The organism is Psychrobacter immobilis, from assembly GCF_904846225.1.
Lineage (GTDB): Bacteria > Pseudomonadota > Gammaproteobacteria > Pseudomonadales > Moraxellaceae > Psychrobacter > Psychrobacter immobilis_F.
In genome coordinates this window covers 48,439-65,492 of the sequence record NZ_CAJGZJ010000016.1, presented here as the reverse complement: position 1 = coordinate 65,492, position 17,054 = coordinate 48,439, and the positions used below count along the sequence as shown (strand labels likewise).

The 17,054-nt window shown below is 43.5% G+C and carries 12 protein-coding genes; 11 read left to right on the top strand and 1 reads right to left on the bottom strand.

The window, feature by feature from the left end; genetic code table 11:
* The 6 genes from yidD to JMX48_RS10810 form a co-directional block, all read left to right on the top strand.
* On the top strand, positions 1-330 hold a 330-nt coding region (yidD, locus tag JMX48_RS10835; RefSeq protein ID WP_201537638.1), incomplete at its 5' end, for a membrane protein insertion efficiency factor YidD.
* 216 nt (positions 331-546) lie between these two features.
* Positions 547-2,238, top strand: coding sequence for a membrane protein insertase YidC (gene yidC, locus JMX48_RS10830; protein ID WP_201537636.1), 1,692 nt, complete (start codon positions 547-549; stop codon positions 2,236-2,238).
* A 194-nt stretch (positions 2,239-2,432) separates the two neighbouring features.
* Positions 2,433-3,869 carry a tRNA uridine-5-carboxymethylaminomethyl(34) synthesis GTPase MnmE gene (mnmE, locus tag JMX48_RS10825; RefSeq protein ID WP_201537644.1) on the top strand — a complete coding sequence of 479 codons (1,437 nt, stop codon included), beginning with the start codon at positions 2,433-2,435 and terminating at the stop codon, positions 3,867-3,869.
* A gap of 85 nt (positions 3,870-3,954) precedes the next feature.
* Entirely contained in the window at positions 3,955-4,413 is a 459-nt protein-coding gene (nrdR, locus tag JMX48_RS10820) for a transcriptional regulator NrdR (RefSeq protein WP_201537642.1), read from the top strand.
* Between the two features lie 128 nt (positions 4,414-4,541).
* Entirely contained in the window at positions 4,542-5,597 is a 1,056-nt protein-coding gene (ribD, locus tag JMX48_RS10815) for a bifunctional diaminohydroxyphosphoribosylaminopyrimidine deaminase/5-amino-6-(5-phosphoribosylamino)uracil reductase RibD (RefSeq protein WP_201537634.1), read from the top strand.
* 415 nt (positions 5,598-6,012) lie between these two features.
* Positions 6,013-6,687 carry a riboflavin synthase gene (locus JMX48_RS10810; RefSeq protein WP_201537632.1) on the top strand — a complete coding sequence of 225 codons (675 nt, stop codon included), beginning with the start codon at positions 6,013-6,015 and terminating at the stop codon, positions 6,685-6,687.
* 288 nt (positions 6,688-6,975) lie between these two features.
* Here the strand turns inward: JMX48_RS10810 and JMX48_RS10805 are convergent, their stop codons facing one another.
* Positions 6,976-9,774, bottom strand: a complete 2,799-nt coding sequence (locus JMX48_RS10805) for a response regulator (protein ID WP_201537630.1) — start codon at positions 9,772-9,774, stop codon at positions 6,976-6,978.
* A 325-nt stretch (positions 9,775-10,099) separates the two neighbouring features.
* Here JMX48_RS10805 and fmt point away from each other — a divergent pair, with 325 nt between their 5' ends.
* The 5 genes from fmt to dprA all read left to right on the top strand — a co-directional run bounded on the left by fmt (position 10,100) and on the right by dprA (position 16,992).
* Positions 10,100-11,164 carry a methionyl-tRNA formyltransferase gene (fmt, locus tag JMX48_RS10800; protein WP_413786363.1) on the top strand — a complete coding sequence of 355 codons (1,065 nt, stop codon included), beginning with the start codon at positions 10,100-10,102 and terminating at the stop codon, positions 11,162-11,164.
* 120 nt (positions 11,165-11,284) lie between these two features.
* Positions 11,285-12,868 (top strand): transcription antitermination factor NusB, encoded by a 1,584-nt coding sequence (locus JMX48_RS10795; RefSeq protein ID WP_201537626.1) that lies wholly within the window; start codon positions 11,285-11,287, stop codon positions 12,866-12,868.
* Positions 12,869-12,909: 41 nt separating this feature from the next.
* Positions 12,910-14,331: a threonine synthase gene (gene thrC, locus JMX48_RS10790; RefSeq protein WP_201537624.1), complete on the top strand. Its 1,422-nt coding sequence runs from the start codon at positions 12,910-12,912 to the stop codon at positions 14,329-14,331.
* A 208-nt stretch (positions 14,332-14,539) separates the two neighbouring features.
* Positions 14,540-15,637, top strand: a complete 1,098-nt coding sequence (locus tag JMX48_RS10785) for a LysM peptidoglycan-binding domain-containing protein (RefSeq protein WP_201537622.1) — start codon at positions 14,540-14,542, stop codon at positions 15,635-15,637.
* Between the two features lie 101 nt (positions 15,638-15,738).
* Positions 15,739-16,992, top strand: a complete 1,254-nt coding sequence (gene dprA, locus JMX48_RS10780; protein WP_201537620.1) for a DNA-processing protein DprA — start codon at positions 15,739-15,741, stop codon at positions 16,990-16,992.
* Positions 16,993-17,054: the final 62 nt, after the last annotated feature.

Sequence of the window (17,054 nt, the reverse complement as noted above, 5' to 3'; positions counted from 1 at the left end):
CTATTATTTAATTTAATTATTTTTTATCAAAAAATCATAAGTCCTATATTACCTGCTCGTTGTCGATATTATCCAACCTGCTCGAATTACGGCAAACAAGCGTTGGCATGGCATGGGGTTCGAGCAGGCAGTTGGTTATTATTAAAACGTATTGGCAGATGTCACCCTTTAGGTGGACATGGCATCGATTTTGTACCTGTACCTTTAGCGTCATATAACTATCATTATTTACCTGCTATCAACTTATCAACTATTAGCACTCGAGGATTGGGCGTTTACCGAGACAGCAACAGCTATATTTGTCGTCTCAATTATTTAATGAGACCATAGTCGTGTTAAGCGTGACATGGCTTTGGTAGTAGGATTGGTGAGTTACCCACAAGTTATCCACACTCTTGGTATCATTTAAGGTGGATTTTTAGTAAAATGATGCACATTTTATGTAAATGACTGCCAGTGTTGTTGTAATAACGAGTAACGGCGATTTGTGGTCATGACACATGCCCTAATTTTTCATTCCCTAATTTTTTAATCTAGGAAAGGTTTATGCAAAAGATATTTCGGGTGATGATCATCCTTGCGATGTTAATTACCGCTTATCTGCTGATTTTGGCGTGGCGAGATGATTATGCCGATGAACCAGCTGTAGATGCAGTACCAGAAACATCGACTTCAATAGGTTCTGAAATCCCATCTACGAATAGTGCGGCGGGTGATCTTCCAGTACAGACCACGTCTACTGATAGCAATTCGGTGGCTGTTACAACTACTACACCTACGAAAAACGCCAATCTGATCACCGTAAGTACGGATCGCTATGATATAAAAATCAACCCAGAAGGCGGTGATATTGTTTATGCTGCTCTCAAACAATATGACGCGACGCTTAATAGCGATACGCCTTTTGTGTTGTTAGAGAGTAACAGCAATCGCATTTACGTTGCTCAGTCTGGCTTGATTGGCAAAAATGGTATTGATACCGCAGAGGGCCGTGCCACTTATAGCCATACTGCAAAAAACTATGCAATGGAAAAAGGGCAGCAAACATTGTCAGTACCGCTAACTTATAAAAAAGATGGCGTGACAATCACCAAAACCTTTACCTTTACCCATGATAAATATCCGATCGATATCAGTTATAACATCCAAAACGCATCCTCAGCCGCATGGCAAGGACAGATGTTTGCGCAGTTAAAGCGTGATGACAGTAAGGACCCTGGTATGTCTGGTAAAGGCGCGCTGAGCATGGCGACTTATCTAGGCGGCGCTTGGGGCACACCTGAAGATCCTTATAATAAGTTGAAGTTCGGTAAATTTAGTGATGATGAGTTGACGGCGAGCAGTGATAAAGGCTGGGTTGGCATTGTTCAGCATTATTTTGTTTCTGCATGGATGCCTAAGAATTTCACAGGTAAGTTTTTCAGTCGTGAAGCTGATGGTGATTATTTTATTGGCTTTAACAGTCAGCTTGTCAATGTGGCACCCAATAAGCAAGCAACGCTGGATGCAACGCTATATGCAGGTCCGAAAGTACAGTCTGAGCTTAAGGAAGAGGCAGTTGGGCTGAATAAAACGGTCGATTATGGGTTGTTGTGGCCAATATCAAAAGTGTTATTCGCGATATTAGAAGGTATTCATAAGGTTATTGGTAACTGGGGTTGGTCGATCATCCTATTGACGGTCCTAGTTAAAATTGCTTTGATGTGGTTCTCTAACAAGAGCTACTACTCAATGGCGAAGATGCGAGCGATCGCGCCAAGACTAAAATCGCTCAAAGAAGAACATGGCGATGACCGCATGAAAATGTCACAACAGATGATGGCCATCTATAAAGAAGAGAAGGTCAATCCGATGGCAGGTTGTTTGCCTATTTTGATGCAAATGCCTATTTTCTTAGCGTTATATTGGGTACTGGTCGAAAGTGTTGAGCTACGTCATGCGCCTTGGATCTTATGGATTCAAGATTTGTCAGCGATGGACCCATGGTTTATTTTACCACTACTGATGGGTGCGTCGATGTTCACCCAGCAGCAGCTAAACCCGCAGCCAGCGGATCCAATGCAAGCCAAAGTAATGAAGTTCTTACCGATTATCTTTACGCTCTTTATGTTGTTCTTCCCAGCAGGTTTGGTACTGTACTGGACAGTGAACAACTTGTTTAGTATGACGCAGCAGTATATCGTCAACAAAAAAGTTGATGAAGAGCAAAAACGTCGTACCGTAAAAGTGCTCGATTAGTTCTCAAACATTTAGCTTTAAGATAGATAAAACCATCGCGTAAGCGGTGGTTTTTTTATACGTGATTTAGCCAGTCCTAGATAAAATAAGATCAAATATTATCATGCGCTATTTGAAGTTTGCTTTGTCAGTCTGCGTTCAGCCGTCTATAATGGGGTTTTTAGTTATTGAGAGTCATTGTGGATTCCTTAGAGATGGCGTTAACCGCTCCTCATTCGTCTGAAAAGCCTAGCTCATCTGGATTGGCCACGATTGCTGCCATTGCAACGCCACTGGGCCGTGGCGGGGTGGGGGTTATACGTCTGTCAGGTGCTCGTGCTTATGACATTGCTTGCATTCTCACTGGCAAGTCTGCTTTTACGCGACGTATGGCCAGTTTTTGTCGCTTTTATCAGGCAGATGGTACGGTTATTGATGAAGGATTGGTACTGTATTTTAAAGGTCCGCACTCGTTCACTGGCGAAGATGTCATTGAGCTGCAAGGACATGGTGGCATGATTCTGCAGAATCAGCTGTTAGCCCGTGTGTTTGAGTTAGGCGCAAAACAAGCGAGCGCTGGTGAGTTTTCTTATCGTGCGTTTGATAATGATAAATTGGATCTGGTACAAGCAGAAGCAATTGCCGATGCGATTGATGCTACCAGTGCCGCTGCCGCTAGCAGCGCTATTCGCTCACTGAGTGGCGAGTTCTCTCAAAAAATAAACCAATTATTAGAACAACTGATTCATTTGCGTTTGCATGTTGAAGCGGCGATTGACTTCCCTGATGAAGAAGACGTGGATTTTTTGTCAGACGGGGTGATACAAAATAAGCTTGAGCAAACACAAGCGAAGATACAGCAAGTATTAGCGACTGCCAAACAAGGCCAGCTCTTACGTGACGGTATACATGTGGTGTTAGCAGGTAGACCAAATGCTGGCAAATCAAGCCTACTTAATCGGCTAGCAGGACAAGAGCGTGCGATCGTGACTGACGTTGCGGGTACGACTCGTGATACGCTACAAGAGACGGTCGTGCTTAATGGTTTAACGCTACATCTAACCGATACGGCAGGTTTGCGTGAGACTGAAGATACCGTCGAGCGCATTGGTATTGAGCGTGCGCGTACCGCTATCACTCAGGCTGATATGCTGCTGATGGTCTACGATGTTACTCGGGATCTTGAAGAAGAAAGCACGCCATTACAGCTGGCAGAGCAGTTATTTGGTGAATTACCAGAGGCCAAACGCTTACTAATTATCGCCAATAAAAGCGATCTATTAGGCGATAATAGTGGCGAAAGCACAGCGTCTGTTTCACAAATTGAGATAAAGAATCGAGGCTATGAGCAGGTAAATGTTTCATGTGAAACAGGTGCTGGTATTGATACGCTGGTCGAAACCTTATGTGCTAAAGTGGGTTTCCATCCGCCAGAGAACAGCTTAATCGCCCGTACGCGCCATTTAGATGCCTTGCGGCGCACGGCAAATTACTTGGCAGAGGCACATGAACAGTTAACCGTTTTTAAAGCAGGCGAGTTGGTTGCTGAAAGTTTACGCCAAGCTCAGATTAGCTTGGGTGAGATTACGGGTGAGTTTAGTGCGGATGATTTATTAGGTAAAATATTTGGCAGCTTTTGTATTGGTAAATAGTCAATAAAGCGCTTTAATCGGCTAACAAAAAGTCATGTGTCATCAATGACCGATCTCGCTTTTAATATTAAAAAAGGAAAATATGATGCACTGTCCGTATTGTAATGCGTCAGATACGAAGGTTATTGACTCGCGTCTTGCCGCAGAAGGTGCGCAAGTGCGTCGCCGCCGCTCGTGTAACAGTTGCCAAGAGCGTTTTACTACCTTTGAGATGGTAGAAGTGGTGATGCCAAGAATTATCAAATCGAGCAGCAAAATTGAGCCTTACGACAATGAAAAATTGCGTCGCTCTATTTTATTACCCTTACAAAAACGTCCCATCACTATCGATGAGCAAGAAGCGATGATTAGCCGTGTTGAAAAACGCGTCAGACAGATGGGTGAGCGTGAAGTCAGTAGCAAAGTCTTGGGTGAGATTATCATGAGTGAGCTCAAAGATTTGGACGATGTCGCCTATGTACGCTTTGCGAGTGTCTATCGGGACTTTCAAGACATTGATGCTTTTCATCAAGAGATTGCTAACATTCGTCCCAATGAGAAATAGCAACTGGTTGATGAATAGGGCTAAATACCCAGCCGCCTGACAACCTTAGTGTTTCTAATTTATGAAACACATTCTTAAATACTAATTCTCTAAACAACCCTCATTTAACCTTGATTGAGTCCGCCTTTATGTCGACCCAAAACCACGCTCAAGATGCTCAAGACCGTTACTTTATGATGCTGGCTATCGAGCAAGCCAAGCAAGGTTTGTACACCACACGGCCCAATCCAGCGGTCGGTTGTGTCATCGTCCAAGCAGAAGAGGTGATTGGTCAAGGGTTTCATCCTAAAGCTGGCGCGCCTCATGCAGAAGTGTTTGCGCTCAAAGAAGCTGGCACGCGCGCAGCAAATGCAACCGCGTATGTGACACTAGAGCCGTGTAGTCATACGGGGCGCACACCGCCCTGCGCCCTTGCCCTGATTGATGCTGGTGTGAAACGTGTCGTGGTTGCAGGTCTTGATCCCAATCCACAGGTGGCGGGTCGCGGTGTGAGACTGCTAGAGCAGGCAGGCATTGAGGTCAAAGTAGGCGTATTGACTGCACAAGCAGAAGCGCTCAATCGTGGGTTTTTAAAGGCGATGCGCACTCAAATGCCTTATGTGCGTCTCAAAATTGCCACCAGTCTTGATGGCCGTACAGCGATGGCATCTGGAGAGTCCAAATGGATTACCTCCACAGCCGCCCGCGAAGATGTACAAAAATTACGCGCGCAAAGTGGCGTAATTATTACTGGCAGTGAAACAGTCGTTGCCGATGATCCACGACTGAATGTGCGCTCTAATCAATTGGGCGTTGCACCTGAGCAAATACCTGAGCCCATGGTGGTCGTGCTTGATAGACGCCAACGCTTGACGCCTAGTCCGCACTCTGAGTATCAACTATGTCGTCGTCCAGATACTCTTTATTGGCGTACAGATGATCTAACAGCCTTACTAAAAAAGTTAGTGAGTAAATATCAGTGTTATGACATTTTGGTAGAGGCGGGTGCTGGTGTCACAGGAAGTTTTTTGAGTCAGCAATTGGTGGATGAGCTGATTGTCTACCAAGCACCTTGTTTGCTAGGGGCCGAGGCTCGTCCAATGGTTGACTTTAATCCTTTGTCTTTAGCTCAGCAGCTGCGTTTTGACGTTCATAGCCACGAACAGATAGGCTCTGATATTAAGCTGGTGTTATTGCCTTTGTAAAACCCATTATTTATAAACCGCTTATCCACAATTTATAGACAGTGTGGGTTAATTGTGGATAAGTAAGATTACTGGCACTATGTTTCACATGGAACTGTGTATAACTTTGTTTCACATGAAACTAAAAACACAGAATTTCTTTATAAATTACCAATAATATTATATAAATCAACATCTTATTTAATAACTACTTCGTTTGCAAATATTTCTTTAAATTCACTAACTCTGTGGATAAGTTTATAAAAATAAAGGTTTTTATAGGCTTAGGGATTGATTTATCGTTACTTATCCACAACTTATCCCATAATGAGCTAAAAATAAGCAGTTGTTTCACCCAAAAGCTTAAGTTATACAGACATTAGAAAATTAAAGTATATTGTTTATCGCGACAACACAATAATGAGATGAGGTTGATATGTTTACTGGAATTATAGAAAGTGTTGGAAAAGTCAAATCCATGCAACCTACGGGCGGCGATATACGTTTGACGATAGAATCGGATGGGTTAGATTTTAGTGATGTGAAATTGGGAGATTCAATCGCGTCAAATGGGATTTGTCTCACCGTTGTAGATTTTGGGAGCAATCATTATTCTGTTGATGTTTCACGTGAAACTATTGCTCGTACCGCGCTGGAAACATTAAAAGCCGGTCATATCATTAATTTAGAAAAAGCGATGCTACCAACCACGCGTTTTGGTGGACACATTGTTGCAGGTCACGTAGATGGCGTCGGTGTGGTCAGTAAATCGCAACAAGATGCACGCTCTATCTATATTGAGATTGAGATACCACAAGAATTGGCGCACTACACAGCGACTAAAGGATCTATTACGGTCGATGGTATCAGCTTAACGACCAACCTTGTACGTGACAACATTGTCTCTTTAAACATTATTCCGCATACGGCACAAGTGACCAATATCGCCAAGCATTGGCTGGTTGGAAGCAAAGTGAATATCGAAGTAGATATCGTCGCGCGTTATCTAGAACGTTTGTTAAACAAGTCACAAAATAGTGGCATGAATGCGCCAAGTCCACAAAGCCAAATTACAGAGGCATTTTTGGCCGACAATGGCTTTATGAAGTAGCTGCTTATAAAGTGGTTGTTCATAAAGTGTCTGTTGATAAAATGCTGTTTATGAATTGCCTACTTATGAAGTGATTACTATCGTCAATTCACGATAAAAAAATACGGTCGTGCTAGGATAATTTTTCGCAGCCTCTGTCTGCGCAGGCACAGCAAGCCAGAAAAATTGTTACCAGCAGTGAATGATGTATCGATATTACTTTTCCCTGATTATGTAAAGTAGTTATAAACTGAAAATGAAAGCGTTGGCGAAAATAGTGGCATACGTATAGATAAGTAGTAGGTTTTCTTAGGATTCTATAAATCTCTGTAAAACCGTTTCTAGCGCTTTCTTGTTGATAGGTTTGGTCAAAAATTCGTCCATGCCTACTTGTAGACAAGCGTCACGATCCTCTTTGGTATCGTTTGCTGTCAGTGCCACGATAGGAATGTCATCTCCTTGTGCGCGGATAGCTTGAGTTGCTTGTAGCCCATCCATGACTGGCATTCGACAGTCCATCAGAATCAGTGAAATCTCCTGACGCTGCTGTTTTAGTTGTTCAAGCGCTTGCTGACCATCTTCTGCAACCACACTACGATAACCAAGCTTGTCCAACATTTTGCACGTTATTTTTTGGTTGGTTAGACTGTCTTCCACCACTAAAATAAGTGGCGATAGGGTAGGACTGACAGCGTTATCTTCTAAGATGATGAGCGGGCTACTGTTCTCTATAAGGCTAGCAGATTGCATAAGCTTTTGCCTTGTTGGTGAGGTCAAGCGCAGTATCTCAGAGAGCAATAAATTCATCTCCAATGGCTTGCTCAAAAAGCCCTCATATTTGTCTAACAACATAGAAGGAATGCGGCGTTCAGGTTTCATGCTAAGTAATATTTTAGGTAGTGAAGTGTGGGCAATTAAGTTATTGATGGTTTGTCGCTTGTTATTTGTCGCCGCTTTGCTATGACCTTCTGCTTGTTCAGAGGATACGAGGGTTTTGCTCTCGTAATACTCATAATCAAGCAGTAAAATCAAGGCATGTGTTTGCGCCTGTGGTGGTGGTTGTTCTATGAGCTTCTGAATGGTGACAGTATTTATATCGGTATAAATAGTAACAGGTATCGATAAGTAGTCACATAGACGTTGCAGGTTTTTAGCAGCAAGGCCTTGATTTAGCACCGCAATCAAATGCACCTGAGTTAAATGGTGATTGAGGTGATATACCGATTGATAATTTGGATTGCGACAAGGCAAATACAGAGTAAAAGTGCTGCCTTTATCTATCGTACTTTTTAACTCGATAAAACCGCCCAGCAGTTGAGCGAAGCTATTGGCGTTATTTAGACCCATGCCTGTCGCCGTCATGCTTTGATCGGGCTGAGCATTGGCTTGACTATTATTTTGATGAAACTTAGTCAGTAGCTGGTTTTGTTTATCAACGGCTATACCAATTCCAGTATCTCTTATACTAAAACGTACCCAGTGAGCGCACTCTTCTGCCACTTTATTGTGACTAAAAGGAAGCAGATGATCGCCATTTATTTGTGTGATCTGCGCTTTGGTCACGCAATCGATAGTAAGGGCGACATAGCCTGAGGTGGTAAATTTTATGGCATTTTTTAATAAATCTAATAGTATTTGACGCAGACGAATGTCATCGGTGTCAATACAACGCGGAGAGTCTGGCGCAAAGAAGTAGATCAGCTCCAACCCTTGCTGTCTAGTATCGTTAATGAGTAAATGACTCATTTCTTGCCCAAGCTTATAAATATCAACAGGCTCAATATGAAGGCGAGTTTTTCTCACTTCTATTTCCCCTATATTTAGCGTGTCATTGAGCATCGTCAACATACTCTGGCTGGCTGTAATTAACGATTTTAAGACTTCACTACGCTCGGCAGTCAAGGTGGCAGGATCGATTGGTTCAAGTAAGTCAATCATCGTCTCTAGCGGTATGCGCAGCTGATATCCCATCAAAGAACGGACTTTGTTTAATTCGTCAAGTTTTTGCTTCATCTTTTGGTTTTTTTGCTGCAATTGCTCGGTTTGATTGGCAAGCTCATTGATATTATTAAGAAGTACCGTAAAACCATGAACTTGACCATGTTCACTAAACCACGGTGTGATATGAAGCTGATAAACCTGTTTGTTTTTTAATTCATAGACCGTTAAGGTTCGAGTGAGGCGTAAGTTTGATAGATTTTGCAGCAGTAGTTGAGTGGATTCATCTTTACCAACAAAAAAATCCGTCAATTCATAGTTGCTGTCTTTTTGAGAAAAAGAGATAAAAGCTTGCTCAAAACGTGGGTTAAAAAAGCTAATCTGACCATGACGCATAATCATTAGCATCGGTAACGGTGATTGGTTAACCAAACGCTCGATACGGTGTGTGAGGGTTTTGATACGGCGATAATCACTGTGCAGCTGATAACTAATACGGCTCAGCGCATAACCCAAATGCAAGAATTCCGTCGTAGACTTTTTATGCAAAAATGGCGGCGGCCTATAGGCTGCCTTAGCATGGCTACTCAAGTCATCGGTATAACGTAACAGCTGTTCCCAATTGGTGCGACGAGTGAGCATATAAATTAAAGCAATGAGAAAAAGTATCATTGCTGTCACTAATGGTAGCCAATAACGATAAGATATCCATTCAAACGCAATCGGTTTATGACGCAATATAATATAAATATGATGGCCACTTTTGAGCCTGATGGTGCCTGTCAAGTTGCGACTATTGATTGTATAAGCACTATGACTGTTGTCATTAAAGGACGAGGAGCCAATGATCGGAAAGTTAACGGTCGCAAAAGCAGACTCATTCGGACGCGCATAGCGATGGATATGGGTTTGCCCAGAAGGCATCATAAAAATCAGTTGATAGCTTATGCCCTCAAATATAGGCTTGTCTAAAATCTCTGTGATTTCAGTGTCCAGTGGCGCAGCATGTTTATTGATTTCATGTTGTAAGGAATAAAAAACGTCGATACTTTGTTGTTCACTGTTGTTTTTTATCTCGTAAAATAGGGTGAAATAATATAGCGATAGCATCACCAGCAACGTCAGTGCATGAAATAGGAGTAAGCGCTGTAAGGACTGAAACTGTTGCATGGAAGCAGGGTCCTATATCGATACAAGACAGAATAGTGAATAAACAATCAGTTTGGCATAGAATGGTTTGCTCACGCTATGCCAATATTTACGTCCTGCTTTTATGCTGTAATTGGTTCAAAATAAAAGAAATCTAATTGGAAGGCTATTTTTAGGGTGGATTTCTCTCGCCTGTTTTTATTATAAAGATAAATCGTGTCATTAGTCACGTCCGATTGCCACTATTACAATCATGGCACAACATCGCAAACTCCCCTATAATGAGCAAATCAACCATATATAATGCATCATTATGACTACAATTGCTTCGAACGCCAATCTATCTATGCCTTCTACTGCTAATAATGAACAATCGAGCCAGCGTTTAAGGGTGGTGTTTGCTGGTACGCCTGAGTTTGCTGGTATTAGTCTAGAGTCACTTATCGTTCAGCAAGACGCATTGAATATAGATATCGTCGCTGTGTACACGCAGCCGGATCGTAAAGCAGGTCGAGGTCAAAAACTGTCTGCTTCGGCGGTCAAACAAGTCGCATTAAACCATGACATTGCCGTTGAGCAACCAGCCACCTTCAAAAAATCGAGCATGGAGGGCATGGCGGCACGGCAAACATTGCGTACCTATCAACCAGACGTCATGGTTGTCGCTGCTTACGGACTGATTTTGCCGATCGGTGTATTGACCACGCCCACTCATGGCTGCCTAAATATTCATGGCTCGTTATTGCCACGCTGGCGCGGTGCAGCGCCTATCCATCGCGCGCTATTAGCTGGCGATGCTGAGACAGGCATTACTATTATGCAAATGGATAAGGGCTTGGATACGGGCGATATGCTTTATAAAGTCAGCTGCGCTATTGAAGCAGAAGAGACAGCGACAAGCCTGCATGATAAATTGGCGAAACTTGGCGCGGCGGCCATCACCACTGTGCTAAAAGATTTACCCCATTATCAAGCGCAGGCGAGTGCTCAAGATGACAGACAAGCAAATTACGCAGAAAAGCTCGTAAAAACCGAAGGCGAAATTGACTGGACGCAACCTGCTACTACTATTGAACGTCAGATTCGCGGATTGACACCATGGCCAGGTGCTTACACTTTTTTAAAAGGGCAGCGTGTCAAAATATTGGCCAGCTTGCCAGTGAATACATCGCAGCAAACTCACGAGCCAGCTGGCACCGTCATCAGCGTCGGTCGTAAAGCAATCTTGGTAGCTTGTGGTAAACCAGATGATACCAAACAAGAGCGTAAAGCAGAAAACTCTGAGCAATCAGCCAGTACATTAGCTATCATGCATTTGCAGTTTGCGGGTGGTAAACCGATGACCGCTGAGCAAATTTGCCAAGGTAATCAGCTAAACGATGGCGATCAATTTACTGGCGAAACAAACTAATTTAACTGAACTGAACTGAACCTCATTTAATAATGAGTCACTTATCTATAAATATTCTATTGATAAATACCCTAACTTGCACAAGACGCTATCGATGATGCGTCAAGGAAATAAAACTTAATGAGACAAACCAGCACTGCGCCAAGAAACAATAAGCTCAAACCGTCAAGTAACCTCATCATGAACGGCAGCGTACGCGTGCGTGTGATTCGTACCTTATTAGCGATTCAGAATGGTCAATCGCTCTCAAGCGTTCTTGACCCACTATTGAATAGCCTGCATGACGGTGATAAAGGTTTTGCTCATGCGTTGCTACTAACGACCTTGCGCCAATGGTATGCCCTTGAGCGCCTACTGGATAGTCTGGCTGATAACTCCATTGATGAAAAAGAAGTACGTACGACTATTCAAGTAGGCTTGGTACAGTTGTTGTATTTGGAAGTGGCCGATCATGCGGCGATTCACGAAACGGTTGAAGCGGCCAAAGAAATTGAGTTCGCACATGCGACTGGTTTAATCAACGCGATCTTGCGCAAAGTCGCTAAGAACCCAAGTAAGTTTCGTAAGAAATGTGATAAAAAGCACAGCTTACCCAATTGGCTTGCTTATCAGCTTAAGCAAGATTGGAGTGAAGAGTATGACGATCTGATGCAGGGTTTACGTCAACCTGCACCGATGTTTTTACGCGTAAATACAGCGGTTACCTCGATAGAAGATTATCAACAAGCCTTGAATGAGGCGGAGATTGAAGCCGATTTGGTTGAGCTTACGAGTGGCTTACAACTTGAGAACTCGTCGGATACAGCGACATCTAATAGTATATTAACCAAAGGACTAAGATTACATCAAAGCACCGCAGTAAATGCCTTACCGCAATTCGCTGAAGGGGCTGCTAGTGTACAAGATATGCACGCTCAGCTTGCAGCGCCGCTTATTCATAACGCGCTACTCAATAAGTTGAGCGTTAAAAACGATGATGTAGACCTTGATACAGACACGAATAACAATAATAGTAACAACGAAGTCCGCATTTTAGATGCTTGTGCAGCGCCGGGTGGTAAGCTTGCACATTGGTTAGAATTAATTAGTTCAAATGAATATTCGCTGTTTCACGTGAAACAAAACGATGAATCCGTTTCTATGGTTTCGAAAGTGAAGCTAACTGCGATTGATAATGAAGCGCCACGTATCGAGCGTATTCATACTAATTTACAGCGCTTGAATTTAAGTCAGCACGACTTGCAGCAAGCTGAAAAAAATATTGAGCTTAACATTGTCTGTGCGGATGCAACCACATGGCAAGGGGCTGGTAAGAAAAAGAGCAAACTCGTATTTGACGCTATATTGCTAGATTCTCCTTGTACAGCGACGGGTGTGATTCGTCGTCATCCCGATATCAGTATCTTGCGTACTGAAGAAGACATCGAGCAAACGGCACTGTTGCAAGCCGATATATTGCATAATCTATGGCCACAGCTTAAAGTTGGTGGTTATCTGTTGTATGTCACGTGCTCTATCTTAAAGCAAGAAAACGTCGAGCAAATGCAGGATTTCATGACTCACTATACTAATGTAGCAGCCGTTGAATTTAGCGACGATTGCAATTGGGGTATCGAACAAGCGATCGGTCGTCAGTGCTTGCCGATTGATAGCGAGAGCGGCGACGGCTTTTATTATGCGTTGCTACAAAAAACTGCTGAATAAACTGTTTTAATTAATCATCTCATTGTAGACAGGACACTCAAATGAAATATATCAGTACCCGTGGTCAAACTGAGCCGATGGATTTTAGTGATGTGCTTTTGATGGGTCTGGCACCAGATGGCGGGTTGATGCTGCCTGAGCATTATCCAAACATTGATAGCACTGTACTCGATGAATGGCGCACGCTTAGCTATCCAAAACTTGCGATGGCAATCATGCAACGCTTTGCGACCGATATTCCTGCGGCTGATTTGCAAGATATCATTGAGCGTACTTACACCGCTGATGTTTTCGGTTCTGATGAGATTGTGCCTGTCCGCAAGCTTGAAGATGACTTATATATTTTAGGATTGTCAAACGGTCCAACGCTGGCGTTTAAAGACGTTGCCATGCAGTTTTTGGGCAATGCTTTTGAATACGTGCTCAAAAGAAAAGACGCGCGTATCACCATTATCGGTGCAACCAGTGGTGACACGGGTAGTGCGGCAGAGTATGCACTGCGCGGCAAAGAAAATATCGAAGTCTTTATGCTGTCACCGCATGGCAAAATGAGCGAGTTCCAGCGCGCGCAGATGTATAGCTTGACTGACGACAATATCCATAATATCGCGATTGATGGCATGTTTGATGATTGTCAGGATATTGTCAAAGCGCTACAGCAAGACGCGACGTTCAAAGCGTCTTATAATCTAGGCACTGTGAATTCTATCAACTGGGGTCGCATACTGGCGCAGATTGTTTATTACTTCAAAGCTTACTTTGCCGTCACCAGCAGTAATGATGAAAAAGTCAGTTTTAGTATACCGTCAGGCAATTTTGGTAATATTTGCGCCGGTCACATCGCCCGTGAAATGGGCTTGCCAATTCAGCGTTTAATCGTTGCCACCAACGAAAACGACGTGCTCAATGACTTCTTTAACCAAGGCGCGTATCAGCCACGCCCGACTGCAAAAACCTATATCACCTCAAGCCCGTCAATGGATATCTCCAAGGCTTCTAACTTTGAGCGTTTTGTTTATCTATTGCTAGAAAAAGACAGCGCCCGCGTTCATGAGTTATTTGAAGGCGTCAAATCAGGTCAAGGTTTTGATTTAGCGGATTTGATGGAGGCGGTCAACACGCGTTATGGTTTTGCAGCAGGCAAATCTACCCACAGTGACCGTTTACAGACCATTAAAGCGCTGTATGAGCAGCATGGTGAGTTGGTTGATCCACATACCGCTGATGGCATTAAAGTCGCTAAAGCATTACAGTTAGAGAATGAGATTATCATTTGTGCAGAGACGGCATTGCCCGTTAAATTCGCCGATACGATCGTTGAAGCCATCGGTCACATCGATATCGCTCGTCCTGCGCATACCGAAGGATTGGAGAGCTTACCGCAGCACGTCGTGATATTGGACAACAATGCTGAGCTAGTCGCTGAGCAAATACGTCAGCATGTCACGGCAAACCCAGCGTGAATAACATAGGGTTATAAAGTCCTTTCTTAAAAAAATCTCAAAGAAAGTATCCACATAAAGGTTACACTATTGTAATAAATTGTTTATGATTGTGTTATGGTAGATATGATTGTAATATTAGAAACAGCGTCGGCAAGTCATCATTGTGCTAGACGCTTTTTTAGCACTACCACCAGCCAAAATAGCCGTATATATTGTGGATATAATAATGAAGATGCGCTTAAAAAAGATAGTAAAAGCCCTGCTAATCACAACATTTAGCAGTGCAATGCTGATGACTACTGCCTATGCTAACAATCCACCACCAGCTATCAAAGCGGATGCGCCCAATCGCTATATCGTCAAAAAGGGCGATACATTGTGGGACATCTCAGGTCGTTATTTGGACAGTCCATGGCGCTGGAAAGAAATTTGGGCGACCAACAAACAAATCAAAAACCCCAATCTTATTTATCCCAATGACATTCTGATCTTGTGTGTAATCCAAGGAAAGACGCTCATTGGTGTGGATACTGGTGAAGGCTGCGCTGGGATTGAAAAACAATTAGTAGGTAATGTGGTTGCTAGTTCAGTGACGGTAACTTCCACTGCTAACAGCATTCCACCTATCCCATTGTCTGCTATTCAGCATTGGCTAGATAAGACAATCATCGTCAATCCACAAGATTTCAACACCACACCTTATATTTTAGCGTCCAAAAACCGCAACTTAATTACGGCTGCTGGTGATAAAGTTTATGCCAAAGGCGTGCCCCTTATCGTCGGTCAGCGCTATGGCATCTACCGTGAGGGTGAGCGCTATGTCGATCCCAAAACGCAAGCAGTTATCGGTTTAGAAGTCTCGCAAGTGGCAACAGGATTGGTTACTTCGACAGAAACCAATGGTGTCACTAGTTTGCAGCTCACGGACAGTTATGGTAAAGAAGTGCGCGAAGGTGATCGCGTATTTGTAGAGCTAAATAACTCTATCCCGCCCGTGTTTTATCCAGCCCCTGCCTCTGTCAGTCGCGGTGGCTTGATTGTGCGGATAATGGACTCAATCAGTTCAGCGGCAAAGGGCAGTGTGGTCGCTATTAATCTAGGTAGTGAACAAGGTGCTAAACCTGGTGATGTGTTAACGGTCTATCAAAAAGGGCCGTTGGTACGCGACACCAGAGACAATGACACGCCTGTGCGTTTGCCAAATGAGCCAAGCGGTATGGTTATGGTGTTCAACACTTTTGAGCATATTAGCTACGCTTATGTGTTAGATTCTGAGCTACCGATGAATGTCGGTGATCAGTTACTACCGCCGCCTTATCTATAATATATATAGTCACCAAAAGTATCATAACCTTTTAAGGTCTTTTAACTATAGCGGTTTCATTAAATGAGCCAGTCTACATCCGCCTATCGAGATAACTATTTATGACGGCAGTCTCCTCTTTATTAACCGATGATCAGCGCGCCGTATTGGCACTGTGGTATGAGGTGAATGCGTCATTATCGGCTTATCATAAGCTCATTACCTCTTTTGGCCATGCACAGCTTGCTTGGCAGGCCAAAGTAGAGGCTTGGCGGCAGCTGGGTATTCATCATACTCATCTTAAACGTCATGAGCAGCCCGAGCAAACGAACGCTGATATCGATAAAATTCAACAGGCATTAATAGCAGGAAGCTATGGGCTACTATTCGATGATCAGCCTGACTATCCTGCCCAGCTCCTACATATTTATGATGCGCCGCCTTTGTTATTTTACCGTGGTAATAGTGCACGGTTGCAGCAGGCACAAATCGCTATCGTCGGTAGTCGAAAACCCACCGCCCATGCGCAAAAAACCACTTTTGATATGGCGCAATATTTAGCGCAGGCAGGTTATATTGTCACCAGTGGGCTTGCGATGGGGGTTGATAAACGTGCCCATTTGGGCGCTTTGGCACAGTCGGACGTCGAGTATAAAGGCCGTACGGTTGGTGTGATGGGGACGGGTATCGACATCAATTACCCCAATCATCATGATAAATTGTTTAGCCAGATTATCGAGCAAGGTGGTTGTATTATTAGTGAGTTATTGCCGCATACCCAGCCGCACAAGCATACTTTTCCTCGCCGTAATCGCTTGGTTGCTGGACTGAGTCTTGCGACGATCGTGACAGAAGCAGCGGTTCGAAGCGGTTCGCTGATTACTGCGCGTCTGACCTCTGAGCAGGGCAAGCAAGTCTTTGCGATTCCCAGCCATATCGACAATAGCAACGCAGAAGGTTGTCACCATTTGATTCGTGAGGGCGCGACGTTAATTTATCATCCTCAACAAGTCATCGATGATGTGAATAGCCAGTTGATTCATAATAATTACTCGTATCAATCAGCAAATGACTCTGAAAGCCATGTAGCCAATCACGATGACAGCCAATCAGGTATTCATCAGCCATCTCGTGCGACAGACACCGATAAAGCGATTACACCAAGCACGCCATCTAATATCAATTCGCAGCGCAGCGCTATCGCCGTACCTGAACATTTAACGGTGATTTATCAGCAGCTTGATTGGCATGGGCAGGATTTAGACGCGCTTATCAGTGCCACTGAACTGACCGCGCCGCATCTGATAGGACAGTTGATGGAGCTTGAATTATTAGGCATTGTCAACGTACAGGGTGGACGTTATTTACGCGCTTAACGTTATAATTTTTGCCAAAAATATAATGCTTAGTTTGTCTTATCCACTTTTAATGACTGCTA